General features: G+C 59.1%; 22 protein-coding genes. 8 read left to right on the top strand and 14 right to left on the bottom strand.

What is annotated here, in order from left to right:
- Positions 1 to 33 precede the first annotated feature (33 nt).
- Positions 34 to 1,221 carry an MFS transporter gene (locus ACM6IN_RS14520; RefSeq protein ID WP_414916252.1) on the bottom strand — a complete coding sequence of 396 codons (1,188 nt, stop codon included), beginning with the start codon at positions 1,219 to 1,221 and terminating at the stop codon, positions 34 to 36.
- A 232-nt stretch (positions 1,222 to 1,453) separates the two neighbouring features.
- On the opposite strand from ACM6IN_RS14520, the gene ACM6IN_RS14515 reads away from it, so the two are divergent.
- Complete coding sequence (locus ACM6IN_RS14515; RefSeq protein WP_414916251.1) at positions 1,454 to 2,074, top strand: hypothetical protein; 621 nt, start codon at positions 1,454 to 1,456, stop codon at positions 2,072 to 2,074.
- Positions 2,075 to 2,329: 255 nt separating this feature from the next.
- On the opposite strand, the gene ACM6IN_RS14510 is transcribed toward ACM6IN_RS14515, so the two are convergent.
- The 8 genes from ACM6IN_RS14510 to gcl all read right to left on the bottom strand — a co-directional run bounded on the left by ACM6IN_RS14510 (position 2,330) and on the right by gcl (position 11,971).
- Positions 2,330 to 3,328 carry a sulfate ABC transporter substrate-binding protein gene (locus ACM6IN_RS14510; protein ID WP_007950301.1) on the bottom strand — a complete coding sequence of 333 codons (999 nt, stop codon included), beginning with the start codon at positions 3,326 to 3,328 and terminating at the stop codon, positions 2,330 to 2,332.
- A gap of 104 nt (positions 3,329 to 3,432) precedes the next feature.
- A complete protein-coding gene (locus ACM6IN_RS14505; RefSeq protein WP_007919942.1) occupies positions 3,433 to 4,257 on the bottom strand; it encodes an ion transporter in 825 nt (274 codons plus the stop codon).
- A 21-nt stretch (positions 4,258 to 4,278) separates the two neighbouring features.
- On the bottom strand, positions 4,279 to 5,193 hold the full coding sequence (locus ACM6IN_RS14500) for an urea transporter (protein WP_414916250.1): 915 nt from the start codon (positions 5,191 to 5,193) through the stop codon (positions 4,279 to 4,281).
- 140 nt (positions 5,194 to 5,333) lie between these two features.
- The gene (pyk, locus tag ACM6IN_RS14495) at positions 5,334 to 6,749 is read right to left on the bottom strand and encodes a pyruvate kinase (RefSeq protein WP_095114130.1); all 1,416 of its coding nucleotides are present in this window, start codon (positions 6,747 to 6,749) and stop codon (positions 5,334 to 5,336) included.
- The gene (locus ACM6IN_RS14490) at positions 6,746 to 8,020 is read right to left on the bottom strand and encodes a glycerate kinase (protein ID WP_095114129.1); all 1,275 of its coding nucleotides are present in this window, start codon (positions 8,018 to 8,020) and stop codon (positions 6,746 to 6,748) included. Before ACM6IN_RS14490 ends, pyk begins: the two co-directional genes overlap by 4 nt.
- 163 nt (positions 8,021 to 8,183) lie before the next feature.
- Positions 8,184 to 9,077 (bottom strand): 2-hydroxy-3-oxopropionate reductase, encoded by an 894-nt coding sequence (locus ACM6IN_RS14485; protein WP_007919937.1) that lies wholly within the window; start codon positions 9,075 to 9,077, stop codon positions 8,184 to 8,186.
- A 143-nt stretch (positions 9,078 to 9,220) separates the two neighbouring features.
- Positions 9,221 to 10,003, bottom strand: a complete 783-nt coding sequence (gene hyi / locus ACM6IN_RS14480; RefSeq protein ID WP_016987505.1) for a hydroxypyruvate isomerase — start codon at positions 10,001 to 10,003, stop codon at positions 9,221 to 9,223.
- Between the two features lie 192 nt (positions 10,004 to 10,195).
- Complete coding sequence (gene gcl, locus ACM6IN_RS14475; RefSeq protein WP_007919935.1) at positions 10,196 to 11,971, bottom strand: glyoxylate carboligase; 1,776 nt, start codon at positions 11,969 to 11,971, stop codon at positions 10,196 to 10,198.
- A gap of 268 nt (positions 11,972 to 12,239) precedes the next feature.
- Between gcl and ACM6IN_RS14470 the strand changes: the two genes are divergently transcribed.
- Together ACM6IN_RS14470 and ACM6IN_RS14465 are read left to right on the top strand one after the other, a co-directional pair.
- Entirely contained in the window at positions 12,240 to 12,680 is a 441-nt protein-coding gene (locus ACM6IN_RS14470) for a GlcG/HbpS family heme-binding protein (RefSeq protein WP_007919933.1), read from the top strand.
- 212 nt (positions 12,681 to 12,892) lie between these two features.
- Positions 12,893 to 13,351: an REP-associated tyrosine transposase gene (locus tag ACM6IN_RS14465; protein WP_414916249.1), complete on the top strand. Its 459-nt coding sequence runs from the start codon at positions 12,893 to 12,895 to the stop codon at positions 13,349 to 13,351.
- Between the two features lie 102 nt (positions 13,352 to 13,453).
- Here ACM6IN_RS14465 and ACM6IN_RS14460 read toward each other — a convergent pair whose 3' ends face one another.
- The gene (locus ACM6IN_RS14460; RefSeq protein ID WP_007919931.1) at positions 13,454 to 14,059 is read right to left on the bottom strand and encodes a TetR/AcrR family transcriptional regulator; all 606 of its coding nucleotides are present in this window, start codon (positions 14,057 to 14,059) and stop codon (positions 13,454 to 13,456) included.
- A gap of 135 nt (positions 14,060 to 14,194) precedes the next feature.
- Between ACM6IN_RS14460 and ACM6IN_RS14455 the strand changes: the two genes are divergently transcribed.
- A complete protein-coding gene (locus tag ACM6IN_RS14455; RefSeq protein ID WP_414916248.1) occupies positions 14,195 to 15,109 on the top strand; it encodes a DUF808 domain-containing protein in 915 nt (304 codons plus the stop codon).
- Between the two features lie 92 nt (positions 15,110 to 15,201).
- On the opposite strand, the gene ACM6IN_RS14450 is transcribed toward ACM6IN_RS14455, so the two are convergent.
- Together ACM6IN_RS14450 and ACM6IN_RS14445 are read right to left on the bottom strand one after the other, a co-directional pair.
- Positions 15,202 to 15,990 (bottom strand): VacJ family lipoprotein, encoded by a 789-nt coding sequence (locus ACM6IN_RS14450; RefSeq protein ID WP_007919929.1) that lies wholly within the window; start codon positions 15,988 to 15,990, stop codon positions 15,202 to 15,204.
- Complete coding sequence (locus ACM6IN_RS14445) at positions 15,983 to 17,281, bottom strand: serine protein kinase PrkA (protein ID WP_007919928.1); 1,299 nt, start codon at positions 17,279 to 17,281, stop codon at positions 15,983 to 15,985. Before ACM6IN_RS14445 ends, ACM6IN_RS14450 begins: the two co-directional genes overlap by 8 nt.
- Before the next feature lie 224 nt (positions 17,282 to 17,505).
- Between ACM6IN_RS14445 and ACM6IN_RS14440 the strand changes: the two genes are divergently transcribed.
- Positions 17,506 to 17,874 carry a hypothetical protein gene (locus ACM6IN_RS14440; protein WP_007919927.1) on the top strand — a complete coding sequence of 123 codons (369 nt, stop codon included), beginning with the start codon at positions 17,506 to 17,508 and terminating at the stop codon, positions 17,872 to 17,874.
- A 122-nt stretch (positions 17,875 to 17,996) separates the two neighbouring features.
- Here ACM6IN_RS14440 and ACM6IN_RS14435 read toward each other — a convergent pair whose 3' ends face one another.
- A complete protein-coding gene (locus ACM6IN_RS14435) occupies positions 17,997 to 19,592 on the bottom strand; it encodes a beta (1-6) glucans synthase (protein WP_414916247.1) in 1,596 nt (531 codons plus the stop codon).
- Positions 19,593 to 19,878: 286 nt separating this feature from the next.
- Here ACM6IN_RS14435 and ACM6IN_RS14430 point away from each other — a divergent pair, with 286 nt between their 5' ends.
- From ACM6IN_RS14430 to ACM6IN_RS14420, 3 genes are all read left to right on the top strand, one after another.
- Positions 19,879 to 20,730: a glycine betaine ABC transporter substrate-binding protein gene (locus ACM6IN_RS14430; RefSeq protein ID WP_007919916.1), complete on the top strand. Its 852-nt coding sequence runs from the start codon at positions 19,879 to 19,881 to the stop codon at positions 20,728 to 20,730.
- Between the two features lie 241 nt (positions 20,731 to 20,971).
- The gene (locus ACM6IN_RS14425; protein ID WP_007919908.1) at positions 20,972 to 21,283 is read left to right on the top strand and encodes a DUF485 domain-containing protein; all 312 of its coding nucleotides are present in this window, start codon (positions 20,972 to 20,974) and stop codon (positions 21,281 to 21,283) included.
- Complete coding sequence (locus ACM6IN_RS14420; RefSeq protein WP_007919906.1) at positions 21,280 to 22,938, top strand: cation acetate symporter; 1,659 nt, start codon at positions 21,280 to 21,282, stop codon at positions 22,936 to 22,938. Before ACM6IN_RS14425 ends, ACM6IN_RS14420 begins: the two co-directional genes overlap by 4 nt.
- 554 nt (positions 22,939 to 23,492) lie before the next feature.
- On the opposite strand, the gene ACM6IN_RS14415 is transcribed toward ACM6IN_RS14420, so the two are convergent.
- Positions 23,493 to 23,780: integrase core domain-containing protein (locus tag ACM6IN_RS14415; protein ID WP_414916246.1), on the bottom strand; the 288-nt coding region annotated here is incomplete at its 5' end.

The raw sequence follows: 23,780 nt of genomic DNA, 5'->3' as shown, positions 1-23,780 counted from the left end.
GGGAGCGAGCCTGCTCGCGAAGCTTTTGACGCTTCACGCAGTCGCCAATGAACCACGCTGCGAAACACTCAAAAACCGCAACAATGCCAACAGCGGGAACGCACTGCCGACAATCACGATCCACAACCAGCCGCCATGCTCATACAACGCACTGGCGACCGACGAGCCGAAGGCGCCGCCGATGAAGATGCTGGTCATGTACAGCGCGTTCAAACGACCACGGCTCTTTGCGTCCAGCGAGTAGACCGCGCGCTGACCGAGGACCATGTTCATCTGCACGCAGAAGTCGAGCACCACGCCGGTCACGGCCAGGCCGATGACGCTGTAGGCCGGGTGGATGAAGGCGGGCAGGAAGCTCAGGCTGGCGAAGATCATGGCCAGCAGCGAGGCGATGCGGGTGTGACCGGCATCGGCCAGACGCCCGCTGATTGGCGCGGCGATGGCACCGATGGCGCCGACCAGGGCGAAGATCGCGATTTCGCTTTGCGACAGGCCATGGTTACGCGCCAGTTCCAGCGGCACTGCCGTCCAGAACAGGCTGAACGTGGCGAACATGCAGCCCTGATAAAACGCACGTTGACGCAGCACCGGTTGTTGGCGCAGCAGCGTCCACAACGAGCCAAGCAGTTGGCCATACGTGGCGCTGTGATCCGGTTGGCGCTTGGGCACGGTCAGCGCCAGTACCACGCTGATCGCTGCCATCAGTGCCGCAGCAATCATGAACATCGCCCGCCAGCCGAGGTGATCTGCAACCACGCTCGATACCGGTCGCGCCAACAGAATCCCCAGCAACAAACCGCCCATGATCCCGCCGACCACACGGCCACGGGATTCCTCCGGAGCAAGGTGCGCCGCCAGAGGAATCAGAATCTGCACCGACACCGAGCTGAAGCCGACCAACAACGAGATCAGCAGAAACACATTAGGCTGATCGGTAAACGCCGCCGCCAACAGGCTGGCAATCGCCACCACGGTGGTGATGATCATCAACCGACGGTTTTCCAGCAGGTCCGCCAGCGGCACCAAAAAAAACAGGCCCAGCGCATAGCCGATCTGCGTCAGCGAAACGATGAAACTGGCCATGGTGTCGCTCAGGCCAATGTCCGGCGCGATCAGGCCGATGATTGGCTGCGCATAGTAGATGTTGGCAACGATGGCGCCGCAGCAGAAGGCGAACAGCAGCACCATGCCTCGGGTCATTGCGTGAGTCGTGGCGATCATAGGAGTTACTCGATCCAGCGAAAGGAATGCGGTGAGGCTAAGGGACAAACCGAACGGGCAGAAGCAGCCTTCGGTTGATATCAGTTATTACGTCGGGTAATGACGGCCGTGGCCATTCGGGGCGAACCTTGCGTCCGACCGTTGAGGGCTGATGATACATTCACTTACATCTTCTTCGATAGCGTGCTTATGTTTGCATCGGTTGTTCCACGTAGATCACCGGAGGAATGCAATGTTTCGTCAGACGCTTCGCCATACCGCAACGATTGTCCTGATCAGTCTGCTCGGCGCGACGAGCGTGCAGGCCGCTGATGCACCGGGGATGCGCCTCGGCGTACGCGGCGAGATCACCGGGGTCAGCGCAGACAGCTTGAAAGTCAAAGTCAACAGCGGCGAGAACGTGGTGATTCACTTGACCGGCGACACCAAAATTCGCGCCGTCACCCTGGCCAATATCGAAGACATCAAGCCCGGCAGCTACATCGGTTCGGCGGCGATGTCGCAGGAGGATGGCACGCTCAAGGCGCTGGAAGTGCATGTGTTTCCGCCGGAGCTGGCGGGTAGCGGCGACGGTCATCGACCGTTCGATCTGGCCAAGGGCAGCAGCATGACCAATGGCAGTGTCGGCGATCTGGTGGTGAGCAACGGGCGGGTGCTGACGGTGAACTACAAGGGCGGGCAGCAGAAGATCCTGGTGCCGGAGGATGTGCCGATCGTCAATCTGACGCCGGGGGATCGGAGTTTGCTGAAGGTTGGGGTGAAGATTGTGACGTTCGTGACGCAGAGTGCGGATGGCACGCTGACGGCGCAATCGATTTCTGCGGGTAAGGATGGGGTGACGCCGCCGATGTAAAAGCCCCTCACCCTAGCCCTCCCGAAACGTCGGACCGCCCGGAGGTAGAGGGGACTGATTGGGGGATGCTTGAGAGGTACACCGACCTGAACTTGCTTCAGTGAATCCATAATCGACTCGATATTTCAGGTCGATGTCTGACGCCAGACACTTCGGTCGGCCCCCTCTCCCTCTGGGAGAGGGCTGGGGTGAGGGTAAAGCGGCCACAAAAAAAGGCGACCTTAGTGGGTCGCCTTTTTCATACCAGCCTAAACCTTACTGCCCGCTATAAATCTGATCGAAAACCCCACCATCATTGAAGTGAGTCTTCTGCACCGTACGCCAGTCACCAAAGGTCTTCTCCACCGAGAGGAAATCAACTTTCGGGAAACGATCGGTGTACTTCGCCAACACCGCCGGATCACGCGGACGCAGGTAGTTCGCCGCCGCAATTTCCTGACCTTCCGGCGACCACAGGTACTTCAGGTACTCATCCGCCGCCGCGCGCGAACCTTTCTTGTCGACCACTTTATCGACCACCGATACCGGCGGCTCGGCCTCAGCCGAAACACTCGGGTAGACGACTTCAAACTGATCACGACCAAACTCGCGAGCAATCATTTCCGCTTCGTTTTCGAAGGTCACCAGCACGTCGCCGATCTGGTTGGTCATGAAGGTCGTGGTGGCGGCGCGGCCACCGGTGTCCAGTACCGGCGCTTGCTTGAACAGTTTGCCGACGAAGTCTTTGGCCTTGTTCTCATCGCCACCGTTCTTCAGCACATAACCCCAGGCCGACAGATAGGTGTAGCGGCCGTTACCCGAGGTTTTCGGGTTTGGCACGATCACTTGCACGCCGTCCTTGAGCAGATCCGGCCAGTCTTTCAGGGCTTTCGGGTTGCCTTTGCGCACAATGAACACCGTGGCCGAGGTGAACGGCGCGCTGTTGTTCGGCAGACGCGTGACCCAGTTCTCCGGCACCAGTTTGCCGTTGTCGGCGAGGGCGTTGATGTCGGTGGCCATGTTCATGGTGATGACGTCAGCCGGCAGGCCATCGATCACCGAGCGCGCTTGCTTGCTCGAGCCGCCGAAGGACATCTGCACGGTGATGTTTTCGTTGTGCTCGGCTTGCCAGTGTTTCTGGAACGCAGTGTTGTAGTCCTTGTAGAAATCGCGCATCACGTCGTAGGAAACGTTGAGCAGCGTCGGGGCTGCCTGAGCGATGTTGGCCAAGGCCAGGCCGGCGGCGAGAAGTGAGGCGCCAAAGAGTTTTTTCACTGCGCATTCCTTGTTTTATCTGTGTAGGAGCAGGGGGTGATGTTCAATTGCCACTGACTATAACGGGGTGCGCATAGTCGTTTAAAGATTAAAAAGCTCTTTGCTTATTCCAGTTTCTTGAACAATGCATTGCCGCATCGCGAGCAAAACGCCGCGCCGTGCTCATGGCTGTTTTTCTTGCACACCGGGCAGTCGTGTTGCAGCTGTTCACCGCGCATGGCGTTGGCCAGTTCGGCGGTGAAAATCCCCGTCGGCACGGCGATGATCGAGTAACCGGTGATCATCACCAGCGACGAAATCACCTGGCCCAGCGGGGTCTTCGGCACGATGTCGCCAAAGCCCACGGTGGTCAACGTGACGATCGCCCAATAGATACCTTTGGGAATGCTGGTGAAGCCGTGTTCCGGGCCTTCGATCACGTACATCAAAGTGCCGAACACCGTCACCAAGGTGCAGACGCTGACTAGAAACACAACGATCTTCTGCTTGCTGCCACGCAGCGCCGACATCAAGTAATTGGCTTGCTTGAGGTACGGGCTGAGCTTGAGCACACGGAAAATCCGCAACATGCGGATGATCCGGATAATCAGCAGGTACTGCGCATCGCTGTAATACAGGGCGAGGATGCCGGGCACGATTGCCAGTAAATCCACCAGCCCGTAAAAGCTGAAGGCGTAGCGCAACGGTTTCGGTGAGCAGTACAGACGCAGGATGTACTCGCCGAGAAAGATGATCGTGAAGCCCCACTCGATGTAGGCCAGCACGTCGGCATAGTTCTGGTGAATGCTGTCGATGCTGTCGAGCATCACGATCACCAGACTGGCGAGGATGATCAACAGCAGGATGCCGTCGAAGCGACGCCCGGCGCGGGTGTCGCTCTGAAAAATCATCACGTAAAGCCGTTCGCGCCAACTGTTGCTGCTGTCCATGGATAACGCCTGAATCGAAGATCAGCGCAGCCTAGGTTGATTCTCCCCATGAGCGCAAGGCGCACGCTCGACGATGGCTTTGCCAAGCATCTGGATGCCGGCGCGGATCAGCCAGCCGGCGAGGATGAACGGCGCGGTCAGGGTCGCAAGGCCAACCGCCGCAAACAACGGCGTAACCAGCAACGCGAGGACGATGCCGAGCAGCGGCAGCCACGGTTGTTGGCGTTGCGCGGAGAAGGCGAGGGCGGCGAGCACGGCGTTGTAGCTGCCGAGTCCTGACAGCGCAGCGCTGGTTTCGTGGTGCAGCAGGCTCGAACCGAGGCCGATCGCCGAGGCGAGCATTGCCCAGCAAAACGCCCGGCGATCAGCGATCAACAGACCTATGGCGATCAACGCGCCGGCCAGTGGATGACCGAGGAACATCACCTGACCCAGGCCACGCAGTTCAGCGGCGAGCAGGTTCAGTGTGTTCATTTCGACGTGCGCCATCGGCGCCGATGGTTCGGCAAACAGCAGCAGAACCCAGCTCATCGCCACGAACGGCGAGGTATAGGCCGGGATCGATCGGCTGCTGTACACGTATTTAAGCCACTGCTGCGTGATCATCGCGCTCAGGCCGCCAGCGGCGAGAATCAGCGGTGGCAGCAGCGGCGACCACGGGAAATACAGGCTCAGCAACAGGCCAAGCAAAATGCCGTTGTAGCTGAACAACCCGGCCTGGCGATCAGCCTTGGCGTAGTTGCGCCGTTGCGCCGTGAGCAATCCGGCGACGGCACCGAGCAGCGCACCGGCGAACAGCACAGGTGCGGTCAGCAGGATCGCCAACAGGCACAGCAGGCCGCACAGCGGATGGCGCTGGAGGAATATCTGACTGAAACCGTTGAGCAAAGCCTCGGCCCAGTCGGGGCAGTGGGTGTTGAAATGATTGGCAGGCATGTTGAGAAAATCTGGGCAGCTGATCGTTCCCACGCTCTGCGTGGGAATGCCTCAAAGGACGCTCTGCGTCTGCTCTTGGGACGCAGAGCGTCCCGGGCCGCACTCCCACGCAGAGCGTGGGAACGATCATGGTGGGGGGCTTAAATCAATGTTTCGATCCGCAGCGAGTTGGTCGACCCCGGCTGGCCGAACGGCACGCCGGCAGTGATCAGCAGCGTGTCGCCACGCTCGGCCATGCCTTGGGCCTGGGCGATTTCCAGCGCGGTTGAGCAAACCTCATCGACCTGACGCAGACGATCGTTGACCACCGAATGAATCCCCCACGCCACGCTCAAACGCCGTGCGGTTTGCAGGTTCGGCGTCAAGTTGAGGATCGGCGCTTTCGGCCGTTCCCGCGCTGCACGCAGACTCGAGGTGCCCGATTCGCTGTAGTTGACCAGCACCGCCACCGGCAGCACGTTGCTGATGCGCCGGATCGCGCAGCTGATCGCATCGGAAACGGTTGCTTCGGCTTTCGGCCGGCTAACGTCGAGTTGAGTCTGATAGTCCGGGCCGTTTTCCACTTGGCGAATGATTTTGCTCATCATCTGCACAGCTTCGAGTGGGTATTCGCCGGACGCGGTTTCCGCCGACAGCATCACCGCGTCAGCGCCTTCGGCCACGGCGTTGGCAACGTCCGTCACCTCAGCGCGGGTCGGAGCAGGGGAGAAGCGCATCGATTCCAGCATCTGCGTCGCCACCACCACCGGTTTGCCCAGTTCGCGGCAAGTGGTGATGATGTTTTTCTGAATCTGCGGCACGCTTTCGGCCGGCACTTCGACGCCGAGGTCGCCACGGGCAACCATGATCGCGTCGCTCAATTCAGCGATTTCGCGCAGTTGTTCAACGGCTGACGGCTTCTCGATTTTCGCCATCAGAAAGGCTTTGTCGCCGATCAATGCGCGGGCTTCGATGATGTCCTGTGGGCGCTGCACAAACGACAGCGCGACCCAGTCCACACCCAGTTCCAGGCCGAAGCTCAAATCGCGGCGATCCTTGGCGGTCAGCGGGCTGAGGTCGAGCACCGCTTGCGGCACGTTGACGCCTTTGCGGTCCGACAATTCGCCGCCGTTGAGCACGGTGGTGTCGATCGCGTCGGCGTATTTGGTGACCACGCGCAGACGCAGTTTGCCGTCGTCGAGCAGCAGATCCATGCCGGCTTCCAGCGCGGCAATGATCTCCGGATGCGGCAGGTTTACTCGGCGCTCATCGCCCGGTGTCGCGTCCAGATCCAGACGGAAGGCCTGACCGCGATGCAGTTGCACCTTGCCGTCGGCGAACTTGCCGACGCGCAGTTTCGGCCCCTGCAAGTCCATCAGAATGCCCAGCGGATAGTTGAGCTGACGCTCGACTTCGCGGATCCACTGATAGCGCTTGGCGTGGTCGGCGTGATCGCCGTGGCTGAAGTTCAGGCGGAAGATATTCACCCCGGCCTCGACCAGTTCGCGGATGTCTTCGATGCCATCGACAGCTGGCCCGAGGGTGGCGAGGATTTTGACCTTTTTATCAGGCGTCATGATTTGCAGCTCTCAAGGATCAGAATGGCGCGGAAGTCGTTGACGTTGGTGCGGGTCGGCTCGGTGACGATCAGCGCATCGAGCGCCGCGAAATAGCCGTAGCCGTTGTTGTTATCCAGTTCATCGCTGGCGCTTAAACCGAGGGCGGCGGCGCGGGCGTAGCTGTCCGGGGTCATGATCGCGCCAGCGTTGTCTTCCGAGCCGTCGATGCCGTCGGTGTCACCGGCCAGGGCGTAAACGCCGGGCTGGCCTTTGAGGCTGTCGGTGAGGCTGAGGAGGAATTCGGCGTTGCGTCCGCCACGGCCATTGCCGCGCACGGTCACGGTGGTTTCGCCGCCGGAGAGAATCACGCACGGTGCTGCCAATGGTTGACCGTGATGGATGATCTGGCGGGCGATGCCGGCATGGACTTTCGCCACTTCGCGCGACTCACCTTCGAGGTCGCCGAGGATCAGCGTGCTGAAACCGGCCTGACGGCATTTCACCGCAGCGGCATCCAGCGATTGCTGAGGACGGGCGATCAACTGGAAGTGGCTGCGCGCCAGGCTCGGATCCCCGGGTTTGACGGTTTCCGATTCAGGGCTTTGCAGCCAGTTGCGCACGGAAGCGGGGATCTCGATGCCGTAGCGTTTGATGATCGCCAGCGCTTCAGCGGAAGTGCTTGGGTCGGCCACGGTCGGGCCGGAAGCGATGACCGTGGCGAGGTCGCCCGGTACATCGGAAATCGCGTAGGTATAAACAGTGGCAGGCCAGCAAGCCTTGCCCAGACGCCCACCCTTGATCGCCGAGAGGTGCTTGCGCACGCAGTTCATCTCGCCGATGGTCGCGCCGGATTTGAGCAGGGCTTTGTTGATCGACTGCTTGTCGGCGAGGGTGATGCCTGCGGCCGGCAACGCCAGCAGGGCAGAGCCACCACCGGAGAGCAGGAAGATCACGCGGTCGTCTTCAGTCAGGTTGCTGACCAGTTCGAGCACGCGTTTGGCTACGGCCAGGCCGGCAGCGTCCGGTACCGGATGCGCGGCTTCGACCACTTCGATTTTTTCGCAGGGGGCGCCGTGACCGTAGCGGGTTACAACCAGGCCAGATACTTCACCTTCCCAGCAGCGCTCGACCACTTGCGCCATCGCGGCGGCAGCTTTGCCGGCACCGATGACGATCACCCGGCCGCTGCGATCTGCAGGCAGATGGGCTTCGAGGACCTGGTTCGGATGGGCCGCGTCGATGGCTGTGGCAAACAGCTCGCGCAGCAGTTGTTGCGGATCGACCGACATGGCGGGCTCCCAATCTTATTGTTCTTGGTTTAGTGCTGATGATCGTTCCCACGCTCTGCGTGGGAATGCCTCAATGGACGCTCTGCGTCCGCTTCGGCAGGGACGCGGAGCGTCCCGGGCTGCATTCCCACGCAGAGCGTGGGAACGAGCGACGGGGCAGGGCTTATTTGTTATCGCGAATCGAGAAGTTGGCCATGTGCTCCAGACCCTTGATCAGCGCCGAGTGGTCCCAGTTGCTGCCACCGATCGCTGCGCAGGTGCTGAACACTTGCTGGGCGTTGGCGGTGTTCGGCAGGTTGATGTTCAGTTCCTTGGCGCCTTGCAGGGCCAGGTTCAGGTCCTTCTGGTGCAGGCTGATGCGGAAGCCTGGATCGAAAGTGCCTTTGATCATGCGCTCGCCGTGCACTTCGAGGATCTTCGAAGAGGCGAAACCGCCCATCAGTGCTTCACGCACCTTGGCCGGATCAGCACCGTTTTTCGAAGCGAATAGCAGGGCTTCAGCAACGGCCTGAATGTTCAGGGCGACGATGATCTGGTTGGCGACTTTGGCGGTTTGACCGTCGCCATTGCCACCGACCAGAGTGATGTTCTTGCCCATGGCCTGGAACAGCGGCAGGGCGCGTTCGAAGGCATCCGCGTCACCACCGATCATGATGCTCAGGGTCGCGGCTTTGGCGCCGACTTCACCACCGGAAACCGGTGCGTCGAGGTACTGCGCGCCTTTCTCGTTGATCTTCGCCGCGAAAGCCTTTGTGGCGGTTGGCGAGATCGAGCTCATGTCGATAACGATTTTGCCTTTGCTCAGGCCGGCGGCAACACCGTCGGCGCGGAACAGTACGTCGTCGACCTGTGGGGTATCCGGGACCATGACGATGATGAATTCAGCTTCCTGCGCCACTTCGCGCGGGTTGGCCAGGGCGACGGCGCCAGCGGCGACAAGGTCGGCCGGGGCGGCGTCGTGGTGCGCCGACAGGAACAGGCTGTGACCGGCTTTCTGCAGGTTCGAAGCCATTGGGTGGCCCATGATGCCGGTGCCGATAAATCCGATTTTAGCCATGAGAAAATCCTCTTGTTTTTATAAACAGCCGTAGGAGCTGCCGAAGGCTCGGGCCGCGTTCGGACGATCTTTTGATCTTGATCTGTAAAAACAAGATCAAAAGATCGCAGCCTTCGGCAGTTCCTACAGGGTCATGTGTTCGTTCAGATTGCGTTGTGGGTTTTCAGCCAGCCGAGGCCTGCTTCGGTGGTGGTCAGCGGCTTGTATTCGCAACCCACCCAACCCTGATAACCGATGCGATCAAGGTGTTCGAACAGGAAGCGGTAGTTGATTTCACCAGTGCCGGGTTCGTTGCGGCCCGGGTTGTCCGCGAGCTGCACATGGTTGATCTCGCCCAGATGCGATTGCAGGGTGCGGGCCAGATCGCCTTCCATGATTTGCATGTGATAGATGTCGTATTGCAGGAACAGGTTGGCGCTGCCGACCTGCTCGCGAATCGACAGGGCTTGCGCCGTGTTGTTCAGGTAGAAACCCGGGATGTCGCGGGTGTTGATCGCTTCCATCACCAGTTTGATGCCCGCTGCCTGCAGCTTGTCGGCGGCGTATTTCAGGTTGGCGACGAAGGTCTTTTCTACCGTGGCATCGTCAACGCCTTGTGGACGAATACCGGCCAGGCAGTTGATCTGGGTGTTGCCCAGCACTTGCGCATAGGCAATCGCCAGATCGACACCGGCGCGGAACTCTTCGACCCGATCCGGCAGGCACGCGATACCGCGCTCGCCCTTGGCCCAGTCACCGGCCGGCAGGTTGAACAGCACTTGAGTCAGACCGTTGGCGTCGAGCCTGGCCTTGATTTCGGCAGAGCTGAAGTCGTACGGGAACAGGTACTCGACACCGCTGAAACCAGCCTTGGCGGCGGCGTCGAAACGGGCAAGGAAATCCTGTTCGGTGAACAGCATGGACAGGTTGGCTGCGAAACGCGGCATGGTGGTCTCCTAAAAACGGATGTGACACGGTGGGTCAGATTGTTCGCGATCAGTCCCCTCTCCTGGGGGAGAGGGTTAGGGTGAGGGGGACCCTGAGTCTGATCCGAATTTTGCGAGCACCGCAAAACCTTTCCCTCACCCCAGCCCTCCCGAAACGTCGGACCGCCCGGAGGGAGAGGGGGCTAGCTACGTTCAATCAAGCAGCGAAATCGCCGTTGGCGCATCGTTGCCGACCAGCGCCAGGTCTTCGAATTCGTTGACGGCGTTGATCTCGGTGCCCATGGAGATGTTGGTCACACGCTCCAGAATGATCTCGACGATCACCGGCACCTTGAACTCTTCGATCATCTGTTCGGCCTTGCGCAGGGCAGGGGCGATTTCCGACGGTTCGAACACACGCAGCGCCTTACAGCCGAGGCCTTCAGCCACTGCGACGTGGTCAACACCGTAACCGTTGAGTTCCGGCGCGTTCAGGTTATCGAAGGACAGCTGCACGCAGTAGTCCATTTCGAACCCGCGCTGGGCCTGACGGATCAGACCCAGGTACGAGTTGTTCACCACGACGTGGATGTACGGCAGTTTGAACTGAGCGCCGACCGCCAGTTCTTCGATCATGAACTGGAAGTCATAGTCCCCCGACAGGGCCACGACTTTCCGGCTCGGATCGGCCTTGACCACGCCCAGCGCTGCCGGAATGGTCCAGCCCAACGGGCCGGCCTGGCCGCAGTTGATCCAGTGACGCGGCTTGTAGACGTGCAGGAACTGCGCGCCGGCAATCTGCGACAGACCAATGGTGCTGACGTAGCAGGTGTCCTTGCCGAACACCTGGTTCATTTCTTCGTAAACGCGTTGCGGTTTTACCGGCACGTTGTCGAAGTGGGTCTTGCGATGCAGGCTGGCTTTGCGCTGCTGGCAGTCTTGCAGCCAGGCACTGCGGTTTTTCAGCTTGCCGGCGGCTTGCCATTCACGGGCCACTTCGATGAACACGGTCAGCGCAGCAGCGGCGTCGGAAACGATGCCCAGATCCGGGGTGAACACACGACCGATCTGCGTGCCTTCGATGTCGACGTGAATGAACTTGCGACCTTCGGTGTAAACGTCAACCGAACCGGTGTGACGGTTAGCCCAACGGTTACCGATCCCCAACACCACGTCGGATTTCAGCATGGTGGCGTTGCCGTAACGATGCGACGTCTGCAGACCGACCATGCCGACCATCAACGGGTGATCGTCCGGGATGGTGCCCCAGCCCATCAGGGTCGGGATCACCGGAATACCGGTCAGTTCAGCGAATTCAACCAGCAGATCGCTGGCGTCGGCGTTGATGATGCCGCCACCGGCAACCAACAGTGGGCGCTCAGCCTGATCAAGCAAAGCCAAAGCTTTTTCAACCTGAACGCGGGTCGCGGTCGGCTTGGCCAATGGCAGCGGCTGGTAGGCGTCGATGTCGAATTCGATTTCGGCCATCTGCACGTCGAACGGCAGGTCGATCAGCACCGGGCCTGGACGGCCGGAACGCATTTCGAAGAAGGCTTTCTGGAACGCGTAAGGCACTTGGCCCGGTTCCAGAACAGTCGTTGCCCACTTGGTCACTGGCTTGACGATGCTGGTGATGTCGACAGCCTGGAAGTCTTCCTTGTGCATACGGGCGCGGGGTGCCTGGCCGGTAATGCAGAGGATTGGAATCGAGTCGGCCGAGGCGCTGTAGAGCCCGGTGACCATGTCGGTACCGGCAGGACCGGAAGTACCGATGCACACGCCGATGTTGCCGGCCTTGGTGCGGGTGTAGCCCTCGGCCATGTGCGAGGCGCCTTCAACGTGGCGAGCAAGGACGTGATCGATGCCACCGACTTTCTGCAAGGCGGAGTACAGCGGGTTGATGGCAGCGCCCGGGATGCCAAAAGCGGTATCAACCCCTTCACGGCGCATCACCAGAACGGCGGCTTCGATTGCTCTCATTTTGCTCATGGTTTTGTGCCTCTTTACGTTTTGTAATTGTATACAAGTGGCTTTGCGCAGAGTGTATTCACGGCGGACGGCGCAGGTCAATCCATTTTCTCAAGCGCCTGTTTCATTCGTCGGAAGCCTGCCTGAGTGTGGCTTTTCGTCGCATGTGGCGCTTTTCGAGAATTATTGTATACAAAAAAATAACTCATTGTGTTCTATTTGTTGCATCGGCCTGCGGCAGAAAACCGCAGGCCCACGACTTTCCCTATAACAAAATGAGGACGGCACCATGAGCGCTTTAACCTTGAAAGTCGCAGTCAACCTGGTCAATCAGGCCATCAATGCAGGGCGCGGCATCAACGCCGCGCCGCTGACCATCGCGGTACTCGATACCGGCGGCCACCTGATCACCTTGCAACGCGAAGACGGCGCCAGCCTGCTGCGCCCGAACATCGCCATCGGCAAAGCCTGGGGCGCCATCGCCCTGGGCAAAGGCTCACGCCTGCTGGCACTGGATGCACAACAACGCCCGGCGTTTATTGCCGCGCTGAACAGCATGGGCCAGGGCAGCGTCGTGCCGGCACCGGGTGGTGTGTTGATTCGGGATCAGGCGGGGAACGTGCTGGGCGCGATCGGGATTAGCGGGGATTTGTCGGACATTGATGAGCAGGTGGCGATTAAAGCTGTGGAGGCGCTGGAGTTGCGGGCGGATGCGGGGGTGGCTGCTTGAATCTGCGTTGATTGAATAACCGCTATCGCGAGCAGGCTCACTCCTACAGGAATTTTTGTTCAGACACAAAATGTATGAACACCCCAGATCCCCTGTAGGAGTGAGCCTGCTCGCGATCGCTATCTACCAGACACATCCAGCCAACAGTTGACCGCTCCATTTGTCTTTCCCGGTACTAGCCTTTTCATGACCTGATCACAGAGGGCAAAGGAATGCCGGATCTACCTGCAGCACATAAATTGCGAGTCGGGCGCTATACCGAAGTCAGTCGAATCTACCTGTTAACCAGCACCACTTATCAACGAAGGCCGATCTTCACGAATTTTGCTTTGGGCAAACTGGTCGCTGATCAATTCCGGCACGCGCAAGATTCAGGGCTGGTAAGTTCACTAGCCTGGGTAGTGATGCCAGATCATTTCCATTGGTTGATTGAATTGCGACGAGGTTCATTGAGTGAGGTGATGCAAAAAACCAAATCGCTGAGTACCAAGGCTGTCAGGCAAGCTTCCGGTGGAAACAGCGTTCTCTGGCAGAGAGGGTTTCATGACCGCGCGCTGAGACGGGAAGAAGACCTGTTGAAGATGGCGCGTTATGTCGTGGCCAACCCGTTGCGGGCCGGGCTGGTGGAGAAGCTTGGCGACTATCCGCTGTGGGATGCTATTTGGGTTTGAGCTGAAACCGAGTTGCCTCGATCGCGAGCAGGCTCACTCCTACAGGGGAACGCATTCCAAATGTAGGAGCGAGCCTACTCGCGATGGCGTCTCCACGGTGTTTCAGTCCGGCTCACACCCCTTCAACACCAACCGGATAATCGTCTGTGCCGCCGCTTCATAATCCGCCTCGTCCAGCTTGTCCTTGCCGGTCACCGCAGAAATCTGCCAGTCGAAGTCGGCGTAGGTCTGGGTCGCGGCCCAGATGCTGAACATCAGGTGATTAGGGTCGATCGGGGCGATCTGGCCGCGGTCGATCCAGCTCTGGATGCAGTCGATGTTGTGCTTGGCCTGGCCGTTGAGTTGCTCGACCAGATCGGCGCTCAAATGTGGCGCACCGTGCATGATTTCGCTGGCAAATACTTTCGAGGCGAAGGGCAGGTCGCGGGAGATGCGGATCTTCGAGCGGATGTAGCCACTCAGCACTTCGCTCGGTACGCCGTCCGGATTGAACGGGGTCGAGGCCTGCAAAATCGGCACGATGATGCTTTCCAATACCTCGCGGTAAAGGTTTTCCTTGGACTTGAAGTAGTAGTAGACGTTGGGCTTGGGCAATCCCGCCTTGGCGGCGATGTCGCTGGTTTTGGTCGCAGCGAAGCCCTTGTCGGCAAACTCCTCACTGGCGGCACGCAGGATCAGTTCTTTGTTGCGCTCGCGGATTGTGCTCATAAACCCGGTGGTTCCTTGCCTGTTCTGGCGGTTGCGCATGGTAGCACCGGCCTCGCGCGACGCTCAAGAATGCCCCGCGTGGTCTAAGGTCGCGTTATGCTTCGCAACATTCATACATAAAAGGAAACAGGATTCATGGCAGGAAGCAGTTTGCTGGTGCTGATCGACGATATTGCCACCGTGCTGGACGACGTGGCGTTGATGACCAAAATGGCTGCCAAGAAGACCGCCGGGGTGCTCGGCGATGATCTGGCGCTCAACGCCCAGCAGGTCTCCGGCGTGCGTGCCGAGCGGGAAATCCCGGTGGTCTGGGCCGTGGCCAAAGGTTCTTTCGTCAACAAATTGATCCTCGTGCCGTCGGCGCTGGCGATCAGTGCGTTCGTACCGTGGCTGGTAACACCGTTGTTGATGGTGGGTGGTGCGTATCTGTGTTTCGAAGGTTTCGAGAAGCTTGCGCACAAGTTTCTGCACAGCAAGGCTGAAGACGAGGCCGAACATGCGCAACTGACTGAGGCGGTAGCTGATCCGGCGACCGATCTGGTGGCGTACGAAAAGGACAAGATCAAAGGCGCGATTCGCACTGACTTTATCCTTTCGGCAGAGATTATCGCCATCACTCTGGGCACCGTGGCAACGGCCTCGCTGACTCAGCAAGTGATCGTGATGTCCGGCATTGCGATTGTGATGACGGTGGGCGTTTATGGCCTGGTGGCGGGCATCGTCAAACTCGACGATCTCGGCCTGTGGCTGACGCAGAAACCTGGGCAGTTTGCCAAGAAAGTCGGCAGCGCCATCCTGAGTGCGGCGCCGTACATGATGAAAACCTTGTCGGTGGTCGGTACGGCGGCGATGTTCCTGGTCGGCGGCGGCATCCTCACCCATGGCGTGCCGGTAGTGCATGACTGGATTGAAGGCGTTGGTGCGGCAGCCGGTAGTGCCGGGTTTGCGGTGCCGATGTTGCTTAATGGTGTGGCGGGGATCATCGCTGGCGCGGTGGTGCTGGCGGTGGTTGCCGTTGTCGGCAAGATCTGGAAAGCTCTGAAAAACTAATCAACAACACATAACCTTTGTAGGAGTGTTGTGCCATTGAAAAAGGGCCATTCGACTCGCATCGAATGGCCCTTTTTTGTACCTGCCAAAAACTATTCGGCGATCTGCAACTTGCGCGCTTCGGTGTACACGTAACGCACCTTCTCGTACTCGAACGGCGAGTTCATCTGGCCGTAACGGAAGCTGGTCTGATAACGCTTGTCGACTGCACGCAACGCCCAGACTTCCGGATGGTTGGAGCTGACTTCCGAGACGTTGAGGAAGTTGATCGCCGATTCGGCGGTGTAATCCACGGCAAGACCGGCAGTGTCACGGATGTTCGACGGTCCGAAGATCGGCAGCACGAAGTAGGCGCCGCCCGGTACACCGTAGAAGCCCAGGGTCTGACCGAAGTCTTCGCTCTGGCGCGGCAGGCCCATGGCAGTAGCCGGGTCCCACAGACCGGCGATGCCGATGGTGGTGTTGAGCAGCAGGCGCGCGGTGGTTTCCATCGAGCGCTGGCCTTTGAACTGCAACAGGCTGTTGACCAGATTCGGCACGTCACCGAGGTTGTTGAAGAAGTTGCTTACGCCTGTGCGCACGAAGCTCGGCGTGATGTAGCGATAGCCATCGACCACCGGCAGGAACACCCATTGGTCGAAGCGATAGTTAAAGTGGTAAACCCGGCGGTTCCACGACTCCAACGGATCGTAGACGTTCAGCGCGTTGAGCGTCGAACGCTCAAATTCACGCTGATCCAGCCCCGGGTTGAACTTGAGTTTGGACAGCGGTTCCTTGAAGCCGTCGCTGTCGACGACGACCGGTGCGTTGGCTTTACTGTTGTCGGCCTGGGCCACGCCTGCGCAGAGGAGCGCTGCCATCAGCAGGAGATATTTAGCCACGGAAGAACTCCAGCATGGCGTCGCTGTTGACGCGGTAGTTAAGGTTGCCGCAATGGCCGCCGAGTGGATAAACGGTCAGTCGATCACCGAAGGTCTTGCGCAGGAAACCGAGGTCGCCCGGACCGAGGATCACGTCATCGGCGTTGTGCATCACGGCGATTTTCGGGCTGTCGTGCAGGTAATCCTTGAGCGCATACAGGCTCACCTGATCGATCAGTTGCAGCAGGCTGCCGCCGTCGGTGCGTGCACGCCACATCGGAATGACCTGTTCGGTCAGGTAGCAGTCGAAGTCGCACTGCAACGCACGCTTGAGGAACGGCGTGAGGCTGGTGCCTTCGGTGATCGGGAATTTCGGCGGGGTGATCAGGCCGCGACGGTTGATCAGGTCCGAGGTAAAGGCAATGTCGGCTGCCGAGAAACGGAACGAGGTGCCAATCAACATCGCCATCTGTTCGTTGGTCAGGTGCTGCTTGGACTGCTGGAAGTCGTAAAGCAGCGCGTCATTGAGGTCGATGTAGCCTTTCTGCTGGAAGTAGCGGGTCAGCTTGGACAGCACCAGCTCGTAGAATGTGGTGCTGGTGTTGATGCCTTTCACCTCGGTTTGCACGAGCTTGTCGAGGTTGGTCACCGAGGTGTAGAGGTTGACCGGCGGATTGAGCAGCAGGACTTTCTTGAAATTGAAGCTGCGGCGCGTCTCGTCCAGATGCGCAACGAAAGCAGCATCGAGGGCGCCGAGGCTGTAACCGGTCAGGTAGTACTCGGTCACCGGCAGTTTCGGGTTTTGCGCGCGCACGGCTTGCATCACCCGGTACATGTCTTCGGCATCTTCCTTGGTCACGCCCGGGGTGGCGAAGCGTGAGGCGGCGCTGATGAAGTCGAAACTGGTCGGCGACGACAACTGCACGACGTGGTAGCCGGCCTTGTAGTAGAGCTTTTTCAGGTATTCGTTGAGCGTGCTGTCATAACGTGCGCCGGTGCCGGCAATCAGAAAGATCAGCGGGGCCGGTTTGTCCTGGGTGGCGATGCGGTAGGTGAGCTTTTTCACCGCCCAGAAGTTGTCCGGCAGGATGAACTCTCGCTCCGGGCGCAAGGTCAGGCTGCGGTCCGACTGATTGATGTCGTCGTCCAGCGGCAATTCCGGGCGCAAGTCCGGCGGCGTCGTGGCGATGGTCGCCTCGAACGGGTTGGTCAGGGGGTAGCCATAACTGGCGGCGTCGATATCCACCGCCAGTGCGGACGCACTCAAAATAAGGCCGCTGAACAGCGCGGCGAAGCGCAAGGAACGGAGCATGACTAGATCCCTTAGAGGAAGGTGCCGAATGAAGTTCGCAGGCTATGACCACCGGGGTTGCGCCAAAGTGCCATGCTGCGGCACCAAACAGGCAGAATTCGGAGTAATAGTAGCTGGACGATACACTTTGCACGCCCTGAATGAACAGTTAACAGTTGTTAGTTCTTGCACACGGCTGGCGGCAGATTAAGCTGGCCGCCGATTTCCGAAGATTGGAGTGTTTCATGTCCCGCCGTTTGCCCGTGATTTTACTGCTCGTTCTGTTGCCGTTGTGGCTGGCCGCCAGTTATGGCGCGCGTTATGGCTTTATGGAAGACGGCAAGTGGGTGGGCATCTGCGTCGACGAGGCCAGTCGCTGGGAATGTCAGGTGCGGTCGAACCTTGGCTTGATGATTCACTTCAAGGTGTTGGGCTGGACGGCGCTGGGTGCGGCGTTGATCGGTTTTGTCTTGCCGGGGCGGGCAGGGTGGTGGCTGGCGGTGCTGGCGCTGGTGTTTGGGATGCCGGCACTGGCGTTGTACAACACCACGTTGGCAGTGTTTGCGCTGGTGATTGCCGGGTTGCGGTTGGTCCGCGAGTCCCGTAGCGCCTGACAGTCAGTCATCGCTGGCAAGCCAGCTCCCACAGGTTTTTGTGTCGTACACACATGTTGTGTTCAATCAATATCCTGTGGGAGCTGGCTTGCCAGCGATGAGGGCTTGGAAGGCGCTAAAGATCAGGCCTTGCGAACGCGGAGGCAGCGCCACAACGCAGCGACCATCAGAGCGCTGACCAACGCCCAACCCCACGCCTGCTGATTCTGCAAACCTTCCTGATACAGCTGCGGCGCAATCCCCGCGCCGACAATGAAGGTCAGCAAGGCAATTTCACGACGCGGCACGCTGACCGGCCGGCACAGATAAACCAGCGCCGGCAGCACAAACGCCATGCTTGCAAAGCTGCGATAACGCGGATCAAACACCATCTCCAGCATCATCACCGCTGCGGCAAAGCCTGCTGCCGCGACCAGCCAGCCGGCGCGCCGCTCCAGCAGATTGAACACCCGCTCACGCCAGCCAGTTCGCGCGCTCAGCGTCAGTGCCGCGTGTGCCAGTACCAACAGATTCAGCGCCGTCAGCAAACCGACCCACAGCCACTCACTGGTGAACCGCGTGGTCACCCGCGCCAGATCACCCCAGGCGCCAATCGAGCAAGCGGCGAGGGCGCCCAGCAGCGGCAACACCAGCGCCGAGCGCGTGGTACGAACGCGACCGCCAAGGATCAGCGTGCCAAGGAAAATCAACCCGCCGACCGCCAGCCATTCTTTCCAGAACGGTACATTCGTCACCGGTCCGGCGAGTACGCCTTTGTCCTGACGATCAGCATCGAACAGTCCCCAGTAACCGCCCACCGCGCCTTCACTGCCGCGCTTCCATGGCTGGTCAAACGCTTCGATCAGGTTGTAATGCCAGCCTTCTTTCTCGGCCATTGCGACAAAACCACGAATGAACCTGGCCTCGTTGACCCGGCTCGGCAGGGCGGTCTCGCGCTGGCGGCCTTCGCTCGGCCAGCCGGTTTCGCCAATCATCACGTCTTTCGGCGCGAATTTATTGCCGAACACCTGACGCACATCCGCGACATGTTGCAGGGCGACGTCAATGTTCGACGGATCATCCTCCCAGTACGGCAGCAAGTGGATGGTCAGGAAATCCACCGCCGGTGCGATTTCCGGATGCTTGAGCCAGAACTCCCAGACATCGGCATAGGTGACCGGTTGCTTGACCTGGCCCTTCACCTTGTTGATCAACCGGGCAAGTTGCGCGCCAGTGACTTCCTTGCGCAGCAGCGCTTCGTTGCCGACGATCACCGCGCTGACCACGTCCGGGTTGGCGTTGGCTGATTTGATCAGCAGGTCGACTTCTTTCTCGGTGTCTACCGGGTTGCTGTTGACCCACGCGCCGATCATCAATTTCAAGCCGTGTTTGCGCGCCAGATCCGGCAGCGCCTCGAGGCCGGTCATCGAATAGGTGCGAATGCACTCAAAACGTGTCGCCAGCAGCGCGAGGTCAGCGTCCATGCGCTCGGGGCGCAGCTTGAACGGCACGTCGAACGGCGACTGGTCTTTATCGAACGGGGTGTAGGAGGCGCATTGCAATTTATGCGTCGGCGTAGCGGCGTCCGGCAGGATCACCGGTTGGCCGAGGCCGTACCAGAAGCCAGCGAGTGCAAACAGCCCCAGCAGGCAGGCGAAGAGATAAGGCAGAAAAGGGAAGCGGGAGGTCGCGGACATGGTCAGGCCGAGTGGCTGCAAAGCGACGCATGTTACCTGCATTTATAGAGGGGTTGGTGGCTCGCATGATTTTGACATGCAAAGTTCGGGCGGATTGTCTGGCGCCAAATATTCAGACGTCATTAATGGCCTTGTGATGTCGTTTCTCGTTGTCTTGAGGTCGCTGGCAGAGCAGGTCGACTGCCGCCTGAGGTTGATGATCAAGCCATCAGTGCTCCGCTGATGTTCTAACGAGTTTGCGGTCAGGCGTGATGGGGGCGCCGTGCACCATAACAATACGTTGACGCCGCCCGTCATCCGTCGGGCGCAGCATTTCGGGGAAGTAACGATGAAGATGCGACGACTTTTAGGCGCAAGTGCTGCTCTGGTGCTTGCGATGAGTTCCACTTTCGCCAGCGCAGAAAAACAGACCCTGAACATCGGTTACGTTGACGGCTGGTCCGACAGCGTCGCGACCACCCACGTGGCGGCCGAAGTGATCAAGCAGAAACTCGGCTACGACGTGAAACTGCAAGCCGTCGCCACCGGGATCATGTGGCAGGGCGTAGCCACCGGCAAACTCGACGCCATGCTCTCGGCCTGGCTGCCAGTGACCCACGGTGAATACTGGACGAAGAACAAGGATCAGGTCGTCGATTACGGCCCGAACTTCAAGGATGCGAAAATCGGCCTGATCGTGCCGGAGTATGTGAAAGCCAAGTCGATCGAAGACCTGAAAACCGATGACACCTTCAAAAATCGCATCGTCGGCATCGACGCCGGTTCAGGCGTCATGCTCAAGACCGATCAGGCGATCAAGGATTACGGCCTCGACAAATACAGCCTCAAAGCCAGTTCCGGCGCCGGCATGATTGCCGAGCTGACCCGTGCCGAGAAGAAAAACGAATCCATCGCCGTCACCGGTTGGGTGCCGCACTGGATGTTCGCCAAGTGGAAACTGCGCTTCCTCGATGACCCGAAAGGCGTGTACGGCGCAGCTGAAACCGTAAACAGCATCGGCAGCAAAGAACTCGCGACCAAAGCACCGGAAGTGGCCAAGTTCCTGAAGAACTTCCAGTGGGCGTCGAAAGACGAAATCGGCGAAGTCATGCTGGCGATTCAGGACGGTGCCAAGCCTGATGCCGCGGCGAAAGACTGGGTCGCCAAACACCCGGATCGCGTGGCTGACTGGACCAAATAACCGCCACACCGCTGTACCCCTGTAGGAGTGAGCCTGCTCGCGATAGCGTCCTGTCAGTTGATGAAAATGTCGACTGATACGACGCCATCGCGAGCAGGCTCACTCCTACAGTTGTTTTGCGTGTACCGGAAATTGGCAAAAGTGTCATGGCGTTCTACTACTAAGGTCGTCTGTTACCGCTCCCGCAGCCGCATACATTAGCTATGTTCCAACAATAATCTGTGCTGCGAGGATAAAAACAATGAACGACAGCATTTACCTCTCGATTCAAAACAGTCCCCGATTCAAGGAGCTGGTGCGAAAAAGGGAAAAGTTCGCCTGGATACTCTCGGCGATCATGCTCGGGCTTTACTCTGGCTTCATCCTGTTGATCGCTTACGGGCCGCATATTCTGGGCGCGAAACTCAGTCCGGAATCCTCGATTACCTGGGGAATTCCAATCGGTGTCGGACTCATTCTTTCCGCATTCATCCTCACCGCTATCTACGTGCGCCGCGCCAATGGCGAGTTTGACGACCTGAACAATGCGATTCTCAAGGAGGCTCAGCAATGATCCGGCGTCTACTGGCTTTATTGAGTGTTGCGGCTTTTGCGCCGAGTGTCTGGGCGGCTGACGCATTGACGGGGGAGGTGGCCAAACAGCCGCTGAACATTCCTGCGATCCTGATGTTCGTCGCGTTCGTTGGCGCGACCTTATACATCACCTACTGGGCCTCGAAGAAAAACAACTCGGCGGCCGACTACTATGCGGCGGGCGGCAAGATCACCGGTTTCCAGAATGGTCTGGCAATTGCCGGTGACTACATGTCGGCGGCCTCCTTCCTGGGGATTTCCGCGCTGGTATTCACCTCCGGCTACGATGGCCTGATCTACTCGATCGGCTTCCTGGTGGGCTGGCCGATCATTCTGTTCCTGATCGCCGAGCGTCTGCGTAACCTGGGTAAATACACTTTTGCCGACGTGGCGTCCTACCGCCTCGGGCAAACCCAGATCCGCACCCTGTCTGCCTGCGGTTCGCTGGTGGTGGTGGCGTTCTACCTGATCGCGCAAATGGTCGGTGCCGGCAAGTTGATCCAGCTGTTGTTCGGTCTGGACTACCACGTCGCGGTGATTCTGGTCGGTGTACTGATGTGCATGTACGTGCTGTTCGGCGGCATGCTGGCGACCACCTGGGTACAGATCATCAAGGCTGTGCTGTTGCTGTCCGGTGCCTCGTTCATGGCGCTGATGGTGATGAAGCACGTAGGCTTCGACTTCAACACGCTGTTCTCCGAAGCGATCAAGGTTCACGCCAAAGGCGAAGCGATCATGAGCCCGGGCGGTCTGGTCAAGGATCCGATTTCGGCGTTCTCGCTGGGTCTGGCGCTGATGTTCGGTACGGCTGGTCTGCCACACATTCTGATGCGCTTCTTCACCGTGAGTGACGCAAAAGAAGCCCGCAAGAGCGTGCTCTACGCAACCGGTTTCATTGGCTACTTCTACATCCTGACCTTCATTATCGGCTTCGGCGCGATCCTGCTGGTCAGCACTAACCCGGCCTTCAAAGATGCTGCTGGCGCGCTGTTGGGCGGCAACAACATGGCGGCGGTGCACCTGGCCAACGCGGTCGGCGGCAGTATCTTCCTCGGCTTTATCTCGGCGGTGGCGTTCGCGACCATTCTGGCGGTAGTGGCAGGCCTGACCCTGGCCGGTGCTTCGGCGGTTTCTCACGACCTGTACGCCAGTGTGATCAAGAAGGGCAAGGCGAACGAGAAGGACGAGATTCGTGTCTCGAAGATCACCACCATTGCCTTGGCGGTGCTGGCGATTGGCTTGGGCATCTTGTTCGAAAGTCAGAACATTGCGTTCATGGTGGGCCTGGCGTTCTCGATCGCTGCCAGCTGTAACTTCCCGGTGCTGTTGCTTTCGATGTACTGGAAGAAGCTGACCACTCGTGGGGCGATGATTGGCGGCTGGTTGGGTCTGGTGAGTGCGGTTGGCCTGATGATCCTTGGCCCGACCATCTGGGTGCAGATTCTGCATCATGAGAAGGCGATCTTCCCTTACGAATACCCGGCGTTGTTCTCGATGATCATTGCCTTTGTGGGGATCTGGTTCTTCTCGATTACTGACAAGTCGGCGGCTGCGGACAATGAGCGGGCGTTGTTCTTCCCGCAGTTTGTGCGTTCGCAGACGGGGTTGGGGGCGAGTGGGGCGGTTTCGCATTGATGGTTTGATGGTTTTGTAATGTTGTGCTGAATGCCCCGGTTGAGAGATCGGGGCATTTTTTGTGGGCGGTTATCGGACTTTGGTGTGTTTTTTATTGGGTGTATATCCGTTGCTGCGGTAACGGCTGATTAGGGTTTCGCCCTTACGGCGACTCACTTTTTTTCAAACGCCAAAAAAAGTAAGCAAAAAACGCTTGCTCCTACGTCCGGCCCGCTCGCTGGGGCTCGGGGTTCCTTCGCTGCGGGATCGATCCGGGCGCAGCGCCTACGGTTTGCTTCGCTGCACCTCCTCTCGCTGTGTTTGGCTTCGCCAAACGGTCGCTGCGCTCCCACGCCCGGATCAATCCCTCCACTCAGCCTTCCGACGTCGCTTACAGATCAAGAGCTGCAGCCGAGCTAACGCTCATCCTGTTGAGTGGTGAAGAGCGTGTGTTCGGCTTTGGTTCGGTGGTGGATTTGCCCCTCATCGGAACACCGCCCGCCCAGCCCTCTCCCGAGGGAGAGGGAGCCGATTTGTGAGCTTTTCAGAATCTGAGTTCAACGCGGTTGCAGTGGTCAACTAATTCCGGACACCTCGATAGGTGGTTTTGACGCCATCGCTCGCTCATAAACGGTCGGTGGCAGATATCCCAGTTTCGAGTGCAGCCGTTCGTTGTTGTAAAACCCAACGATGTATTCGGTAATGTCGCGGATCGCTTCAGCGTGGTTCGCGTAGTCACGTCGCCATACCCGCTCCATTTTCAAACTCAAAAAGAAGCGCTCCATCACTGCGTTGTCCCAGCAATTACCTTTACGGCTCATGCTCTGCTGCATGTCGTTTCTTGCCAGTAATTCTCTGTAAGC

Origin of the sequence: Pseudomonas sp. IT-P395, from assembly GCF_949767675.1 — a bacterium.
In the GTDB taxonomy this organism is placed as follows: domain Bacteria; phylum Pseudomonadota; class Gammaproteobacteria; order Pseudomonadales; family Pseudomonadaceae; genus Aquipseudomonas.
Note: the sequence above shows the minus strand (reverse complement) of the source record. Positions and strands in the feature narration are given on the sequence as shown.

What these genes read in the sequence shown, in the direction of transcription:
- ACM6IN_RS14470 (WP_007919933.1), top strand. Translation starts at nt 12,240, where the DNA reads ATGAGCGCTTTAACCTTGAAAGTCGCAGTCAACCTGGTCAATCAGGCC.
- ACM6IN_RS14520 (WP_414916252.1), bottom strand. Translation starts at nt 1,221, where the DNA reads ATGATCGCCACGACTCACGCAATGACCCGAGGCATGGTGCTGCTGTTC.
- ACM6IN_RS14485 (WP_007919937.1), bottom strand. Translation starts at nt 9,077, where the DNA reads ATGGCTAAAATCGGATTTATCGGCACCGGCATCATGGGCCACCCAATG.
- ACM6IN_RS14435 (WP_414916247.1), bottom strand. Translation starts at nt 19,592, where the DNA reads ATGCAGGTAACATGCGTCGCTTTGCAGCCACTCGGCCTGACCATGTCC.
- ACM6IN_RS14425 (WP_007919908.1), top strand. Translation starts at nt 20,972, where the DNA reads ATGAACGACAGCATTTACCTCTCGATTCAAAACAGTCCCCGATTCAAG.
- ACM6IN_RS14445 (WP_007919928.1), bottom strand. Translation starts at nt 17,281, where the DNA reads ATGCTCCGTTCCTTGCGCTTCGCCGCGCTGTTCAGCGGCCTTATTTTG.
- gcl (WP_007919935.1), bottom strand. Translation starts at nt 11,971, where the DNA reads ATGAGCAAAATGAGAGCAATCGAAGCCGCCGTTCTGGTGATGCGCCGT.
- ACM6IN_RS14490 (WP_095114129.1), bottom strand. Translation starts at nt 8,020, where the DNA reads ATGTCGGTCGATCCGCAACAACTGCTGCGCGAGCTGTTTGCCACAGCC.
- hyi (WP_016987505.1), bottom strand. Translation starts at nt 10,003, where the DNA reads ATGCCGCGTTTCGCAGCCAACCTGTCCATGCTGTTCACCGAACAGGAT.
- ACM6IN_RS14440 (WP_007919927.1), top strand. Translation starts at nt 17,506, where the DNA reads ATGTCCCGCCGTTTGCCCGTGATTTTACTGCTCGTTCTGTTGCCGTTG.
- ACM6IN_RS14465 (WP_414916249.1), top strand. Translation starts at nt 12,893, where the DNA reads ATGCCGGATCTACCTGCAGCACATAAATTGCGAGTCGGGCGCTATACC.
- pyk (WP_095114130.1), bottom strand. Translation starts at nt 6,749, where the DNA reads ATGACGCCTGATAAAAAGGTCAAAATCCTCGCCACCCTCGGGCCAGCT.
- ACM6IN_RS14455 (WP_414916248.1), top strand. Translation starts at nt 14,195, where the DNA reads ATGGCAGGAAGCAGTTTGCTGGTGCTGATCGACGATATTGCCACCGTG.
- ACM6IN_RS14420 (WP_007919906.1), top strand. Translation starts at nt 21,280, where the DNA reads ATGATCCGGCGTCTACTGGCTTTATTGAGTGTTGCGGCTTTTGCGCCG.
- ACM6IN_RS14430 (WP_007919916.1), top strand. Translation starts at nt 19,879, where the DNA reads ATGAAGATGCGACGACTTTTAGGCGCAAGTGCTGCTCTGGTGCTTGCG.
- ACM6IN_RS14460 (WP_007919931.1), bottom strand. Translation starts at nt 14,059, where the DNA reads ATGAGCACAATCCGCGAGCGCAACAAAGAACTGATCCTGCGTGCCGCC.
- ACM6IN_RS14500 (WP_414916250.1), bottom strand. Translation starts at nt 5,193, where the DNA reads ATGCCTGCCAATCATTTCAACACCCACTGCCCCGACTGGGCCGAGGCT.
- ACM6IN_RS14505 (WP_007919942.1), bottom strand. Translation starts at nt 4,257, where the DNA reads ATGGACAGCAGCAACAGTTGGCGCGAACGGCTTTACGTGATGATTTTT.
- ACM6IN_RS14515 (WP_414916251.1), top strand. Translation starts at nt 1,454, where the DNA reads ATGTTTCGTCAGACGCTTCGCCATACCGCAACGATTGTCCTGATCAGT.